Annotated in this window: 5 protein-coding genes and 1 pseudogene; 2 read left to right on the forward strand and 4 right to left on the reverse strand. The window is 63.1% G+C overall.

What is annotated here, in order from left to right; translation table 11 throughout:
- The 4 genes and pseudogenes from FN369_RS11345 to modA form a co-directional block, all read right to left on the reverse strand.
- Positions 1 to 334 (reverse strand): annotated as a pseudogene (locus FN369_RS11345) (hypothetical protein); the annotation flags it as partial.
- Entirely contained in the window at positions 331 to 1,419 is a 1,089-nt protein-coding gene (locus tag FN369_RS09445) for a molybdenum ABC transporter ATP-binding protein (protein WP_142525904.1), read from the reverse strand. The gene FN369_RS09445 and the pseudogene FN369_RS11345, both read right to left, overlap by 4 nt.
- A gap of 190 nt (positions 1,420 to 1,609) precedes the next feature.
- Complete coding sequence (gene modB, locus FN369_RS09450; RefSeq protein ID WP_142525905.1) at positions 1,610 to 2,275, reverse strand: molybdate ABC transporter permease subunit; 666 nt, start codon at positions 2,273 to 2,275, stop codon at positions 1,610 to 1,612.
- Positions 2,276 to 2,306: 31 nt separating this feature from the next.
- On the reverse strand, positions 2,307 to 3,083 hold the full coding sequence (gene modA, locus FN369_RS09455; RefSeq protein ID WP_142525906.1) for a molybdate ABC transporter substrate-binding protein: 777 nt from the start codon (positions 3,081 to 3,083) through the stop codon (positions 2,307 to 2,309).
- A 124-nt stretch (positions 3,084 to 3,207) separates the two neighbouring features.
- Between modA and fdhD the strand changes: the two genes are divergently transcribed.
- The gene (gene fdhD, locus FN369_RS09460; RefSeq protein WP_142525907.1) at positions 3,208 to 4,089 is read left to right on the forward strand and encodes a formate dehydrogenase accessory sulfurtransferase FdhD; all 882 of its coding nucleotides are present in this window, start codon (positions 3,208 to 3,210) and stop codon (positions 4,087 to 4,089) included.
- A gap of 27 nt (positions 4,090 to 4,116) precedes the next feature.
- Entirely contained in the window at positions 4,117 to 5,670 is a 1,554-nt protein-coding gene (locus FN369_RS09465) for a hypothetical protein (RefSeq protein ID WP_142525908.1), read from the forward strand.
- Positions 5,671 to 5,810 lie beyond the last annotated feature (140 nt).

Below are 5,810 nucleotides of genomic sequence, written 5' to 3' on the forward strand. Positions count from 1 at the left end.
CGCGCCGAAAGACGCGGCAAGGGTGAAACGGCGGGGTAAGAGCCCACCGCTCGGTCGGCGACGGCCGAGGCACGACAAACCCCCCGCGGCGCAAGGCCAAACAGAGGTGCCGGCCCCCTGGCCGCACGATCGCTTGCGCAGCTCTCTGCGATCGATCGGGCACACCTCGGGTTAGGCCGCATCGCGGCGGCTCGCCGCCGCGGACCCATCGCCGATCGACGACGGGTAGAGAAATGATGGCCGCCTGGAAGGGGTAAATTCCAGGAACAGAATCCGGCTTATCTTCCGGCGCCGTTCCCTCCTCTCCCGTGAGCAGACGCAAGCCCCGACTCAACGGGGAACGAGATGGATCGCATGGGCCTTGATCCAACAAAAAAGCGGCTTGCCGACGGAAAGCTCCAGCTCTTGGGCGGCCCCGCGCGTGACCCGAGCGACGAGCGGAAATCCGCAGTCGAGGACCACACGAACCATCGCTCCTTCGTTTTCCTTTTCCAACACGCGCCCGTGAAGCCGATTGCGAACGCTCACCGCGAACCGGCCCTCTTCGGCGGAGAGAATCACATCCTCCGCCCGCACCATCACATAGGCTTGGTCGAACGGAGTGTCCCCTCGGTCGGCGGCGCGGAGGATCTCTCCGGCCACCTCCACCTCGATCAATCCGTCGTGCGCTGAAAGACAGCGGCCCGGCACCACCGTCTCGACTCCGAGAATTCTTCCTGTCTCGGGAGTCAGCGGTCTTGCGAAGACCTCCGCCAACGGTCCGCTCTGCAATACCCGTCCCGATGCCACGACCGCCAAATCCCGCCCGAGACAAACTGCTTCCTTCTCATCATGCGTCACGAAGATCGTCGGCAGAGAACGCTCTCGGACCATTTTCCGGAGCAGCTCGATCAGCTCGTCTCGGCTCCTTGGATCCAGACCTGCAAAAGGTTCATCCAGAAGGAGGAGCTGTGGATCACGCGCTAAGGCCCGGGCCAACGCGACTCTCCTGCGCTCCCCTCCGGAAAGAGTAGCCGGAGGCCGGCCCGCCAAGGAGAGGAGTCCGCAGCTCTCCAAGCCTTCGTCGGCTCGCCGCCTCTTTTCCTTCCCGGGGAGACCGCGCAATCCGAACGCTACGTTCTCCGCCACGGTGAAATGGGGAAAGAGAGCATCGTGTTGGTCGACATACCCGATCCGCCGGCGTTGCGGAGGCACCCAGCGCTTCTCCTCTACGTCGACCCAAACCTCCTCTCGGAATTGAATCCTCCCCGCCGACGGCCACTCGAGCCCGGCCACGGATCGGAGAATTGTCGTCTTCCCGGCTCCCGAAGGGCCGAAGAGGACGAGTACTCCGGCAGGATCGAGGGCAAAAAGCAAGGAAGCATGGACCTCTGCTCCTCCGGGGTGGCGCAACCGAAAATCGATCGTTAACCGCTCCATGCTCTTGCCGGCAAACAATCTGCCATCCCCTCTTCCTTCACCGGAGTCGCTGTTGTCGTTCTCTTCGGATTCTTCCCGCGACCGCGGGAAAATCGGCACTCCTCGCCTCCCTACCCATTCCTGGCGCTTTCGGAGAACGTTGCGGGGATCAGCCGGCCTGGCCGATGGCATCCCCTCTCTTCCAATCCGGTCAGCTTAGCAAAACTCTTTTTTGCAAACGATAGGCAGCCGAAAGCAAAAGAAACGAGAAGACGAAGAGAAAGAGCGCCGTTCTCGTCGCCAGACCGTAGTCGAGCGATTCGACGGCGTCGTAAACGGAGATCGAAATCGTCCGAGTCACCCCAGGGATATCTCCGCCTACCATGAGGACGACCCCGAATTCCCCCATCGTATGGGCAAAGCTGAGCACGATCCCCGAGGCAATTCCAGGCCATGCGAGCGGGAGGACGACCCGAAGGAAGGTTTCCGCCCGTCCGGCCCCCAAGACCCACGCGGCCTCGCGAAGCCTTCTGGGAATTCCCGCCATCGCAGCCGCTACCGGCTGAACCAGAAAGGGAAGGCTGTAAAGGACCGATGCAACCCAAAGCCCCCCGAAGGAAAAGGCGAGAGAGCCGCCTCCCGTCAGACGGCTATACCATTGACCAAACCATCCCGAACGGCCGAAACCGACGAGGAGAAAAAACCCGAGGACGGTGGGTGGGAGGACGAGGGGCAAGGCGATGATCGCTTCCAGCGCCGGACGCCATCTGCTGCGGGAGTAGGCCACCCATGCGGCCAGTGGAATCCCGACGAGGCAGAGCGTGAGCGAGGTCGCCGCAGCCAGTCGCAGACTCAAGCCGAGCGCGATCCAGTCCATACCGAGTCTCGACTCGCTTTCTCCATGAAAGTTAAAGACCGTGGCGACGAAGGAGCTCCCGCCCGTCCGGGCCGAGGAGAAAGTCCCGAAAGGCCTCCGCCAAATCCGGACGACGACAGTCCTTCAGGATCACCCCTCCCTGTTCAAGAGAAGAAGAAGATTCAGGAGGAAACTCCTCGAAACGACCCGCTCTTCGCGCCGGCGGCGCCAGCGCAAGGGAGCGCGAAATCAAACAGGCGTCGGCGGCGCCTTGCAGCGCGAACTCAAAGGCCTGAGCGACGTTCTCCCCGAAAACCAGCTTCGCTTTCAATTCGTCGAGTAGACCCGCCCGTCGAAGGATCTCTTCGGCGGCGCGCCCGTAGGGAGCGACGCGGGGATTGGCCAAGGCCAGACGGCGCAGATCGGGGCTGCGCAGCGCTGTGAGCGCATCGCCCGCCTTCCACACCGCCCCTTCCTTTCTCGCCCAAAAGACCACGGAGCCATGCGCGTAGACGAATACTTCGCCCCGAGCCATTTTCGCCTCGACGAGCCGCTCCGGATATTCTCGGTCGGCCGCCAAAAATAGATCCAACTTCGCACCCTGGAGGATCTCCGCGTAGATCTTTCCCGACGATGCGTAGGTCGTTTCGATTCGTCCATCGGCACGTCCCCGGGAAAATGCGGCAACCGCTTCCGGCAGGGCGTAGCGAAGATCGGCTGCCGCACCGATCCGCAAAGCCGCCGCGGGGCGCTCATCCGCACCGACCCGAGAGACCAAGAAGAGGAAAACGAGCGCCGGCGAAAGCAACGTCAACAAAAGACGACGCATAGGTTCTTTTAGAAGTCTCGACCGTCGGAGAAAAGTATTTTTCCAGACCTATTTGGCGCCTGGCGAATCCGCCCGCCATCGCTCCTCTCTTCCAAGGCGGCGCAGAGAGCGTATAGTGAGCAGGATGGCAGTGCGTCCCGGCAGTAAGGCCAACGTCGATCTCTGGACTTGGGAGAAGGCGAGATTGGTCCGCCGCTCGGACTCGGTGGCGGTCGAAGAACCGCTCGAGATCCGTCTTCGCGCAGGATCGGAGGAGCGGATCGTCGCCATCACGATGCGGACGCCCGGATCGGACTTCGAACTCGCCGCGGGATTTCTTTATGGGGAGGGGATCCTGCGAGATCTCCACTCCCTCCGGTCGATCTCCTACTGCTTGGATCGGGAACGGGCCGAGGAGCAGCTCTTCAACGTCGTCACGGTCGATCTCGCCGGCGACCATCTTCCGGAATTCGGCGGGCTCGAACGCCATTTCCTTACGACGAGTGCGTGCGGCGTTTGCGGGCGTGCTTCTTTGGAGACCCTCCGCGATCGCGGCTGTCGGCCTCTCCCCTTTGCGTGGACCATTCCCCTCAACATCTTGCCTCTTTTGCCGGAACGGCTTGGATCCCGACAGGGAGTCTTCCGGGCCACGGGCGGCCTCCACGCGGCAGGACTCTTTACGAAGGAGGGGGAGCTCGTGGCGCTGCGCGAGGATGTAGGCCGTCACAATGCCATGGACAAACTCATCGGATGGGCACTCCTGCAGGGCCACTTACCCCTTTCGGACCATCTGGTGCTGGTCAGCGGCCGGGCCAGCTACGAGCTCCTGCAAAAGGCGTTGGCAGCAGAGCTCGCCGTCTTTTGCGCCGTTTCCGCTCCGAGCAGCCTTGCCGTCCGCTTGGCGAAGGAGTTCGGAATCACCCTGGTCGGTTTTCTCCGCGGGGAGCGTTTCAATATCTACGGAGGCAGAGAGCGGATCGCCATCGCCGACGAGCCCTGTTTGCCACGCACCCCCAAAAGTGGTTAAGTGCAGTAGAGAGCTGGGGTGTCCACGATGAAAGAGTTGTCTGGCTGGAAAGGCTGGGCGGCATTGCTGCTGGTGCTTTTCGCTCTGGCGGCAGCGGGGAACTGGGGGGCGACGGAGTGGAAACGCTCCCAGGAACGCAACGCGGTGGTGAAGAGCTTCCGCACCGACCTGGCTCGATCTCTGCCCCAAGCGGATGCGCTTCGTGGCGAGCTCGTCCGGCAAAAGCTTCTGCTCGAGAATCTCCTGGCGCAGGGCGAGGCGGCGACAAAGTCGCAAGGGATCCCCACCGATCTTTTGCAGACCGCAAGCGCTCGGTTCCGCGAGCTATTGGATCGGGCTTCGGCCCTGGCCAATCAGATCCAGACGGAGGCCGATCAAGCCGCCGCACGGCTCGGTCTGGCTTCTTCCGATAGCCTTTTTCCCTCTTCGACCGCCTCTTCCTGGCGGGCCTTTCTGACCGAGATCAACGAAGACCGGCAGTGGGAGGAATCGGCACGCCAGCGCATCGCTCTGCTGGAGGAGCGGTGGACGATGCTCGCCGCCCGCGAACAGGCACCTGCCATCCGAGAACCCGGCCTCTCCCCGGAAGATTACTCCGTCCCTCCGCCCGATGTTCCGGCAACCAATCCCCCGCCGGAGGATTCCGGCATCGGATCGGGAAGCCCCTACCCCTTTGTGGGGGACACCGAAGCGACGACTACGTACGGAGGAGGCTATGGGGGATACCCCTGGTGGGGATGGGGCGGTTGGGGAATGGGTTGGGGAATGGGATGGGGACTCTGGGGTTGGGGCTTTTTCCCGTTCTTTCCCCTGATCATCCTGGAGCAATCCAATCTCGCCCAACAGATCCAACAGCAACAAGCGCAACAAAAACAACAGCAACAACAGCACGGCGGCGCTGCGGCGAACCGACAGGCGGCCGTGCAATCTCGGGATCCGAGCCACTCGGCTCCGGCGGCCCACCATGGGCTCACGCAGCATGGCGTCGGCCACGGTTCGCCGGCGAATGCAACGGCTCGTCCGGGCGGGCTCGCCCACTCGCAAGCTTCCTCCCCGACAGCGTCCCATGGCACCCGCGCCACTTCCGCTCTCGCCCATGGCGGCTTCCCTTCCCAGACGGCCGTCCATCCCCAGCATCTTTTTAGCCCCGCCGTTCACGATATCGCTGGTCGATCGGTCAACACGGCCGCCCTTCACGGGGCCAATCTCAGCGCCGCGGCCCATGCCCACGGCTTTTCGGCCGGAAGCGTTCACGGAGCCGGATCCTTCGTCGGTCACACCGGCTTTCCTCATACGGCCGGCGGCGGTTTTCACGGAGCGTCGGGATTGGCTCACGGCGGGGCGTTTCATGGAGCGGGAGGATTTTCCCATGGAGGCGTATTCCACGGGGCAGGCGGCGCGTTTCACGGATCGCCGAATGTCTTTCATGGAGCCTCTCTCGGGGCGGGCGGCTTTCACGGAGTCGGCGGCTTTCATGGGATGCCCGGCGGCTTTCATGGGATGCCCGGCGGCTTTCACGGAGGAATGGGCGGCTTTCACGGTGGCTTCGGCGGCTTTCATGGCGGAGGGGGTCATCGTTGAGAAAGGCGCGTCGAGGGTTGTCCGCTTTTTCCGTTCCATTCGCTTCTTCGCGGCGACGAATGCGCGCGCTCGCTCTCCTCGCTCTTTCGGTTTTCTCCGGCGCTTGCGCGATCCGGTCGGCCATGGCCGCAGCCGCCGAG

The sequence above is a fragment of the Methylacidimicrobium cyclopophantes genome (genome assembly GCF_902143385.2).
In the GTDB taxonomy this organism is placed as follows: Bacteria; Verrucomicrobiota; Verrucomicrobiia; order Methylacidiphilales; family Methylacidiphilaceae; genus Methylacidimicrobium; species Methylacidimicrobium cyclopophantes.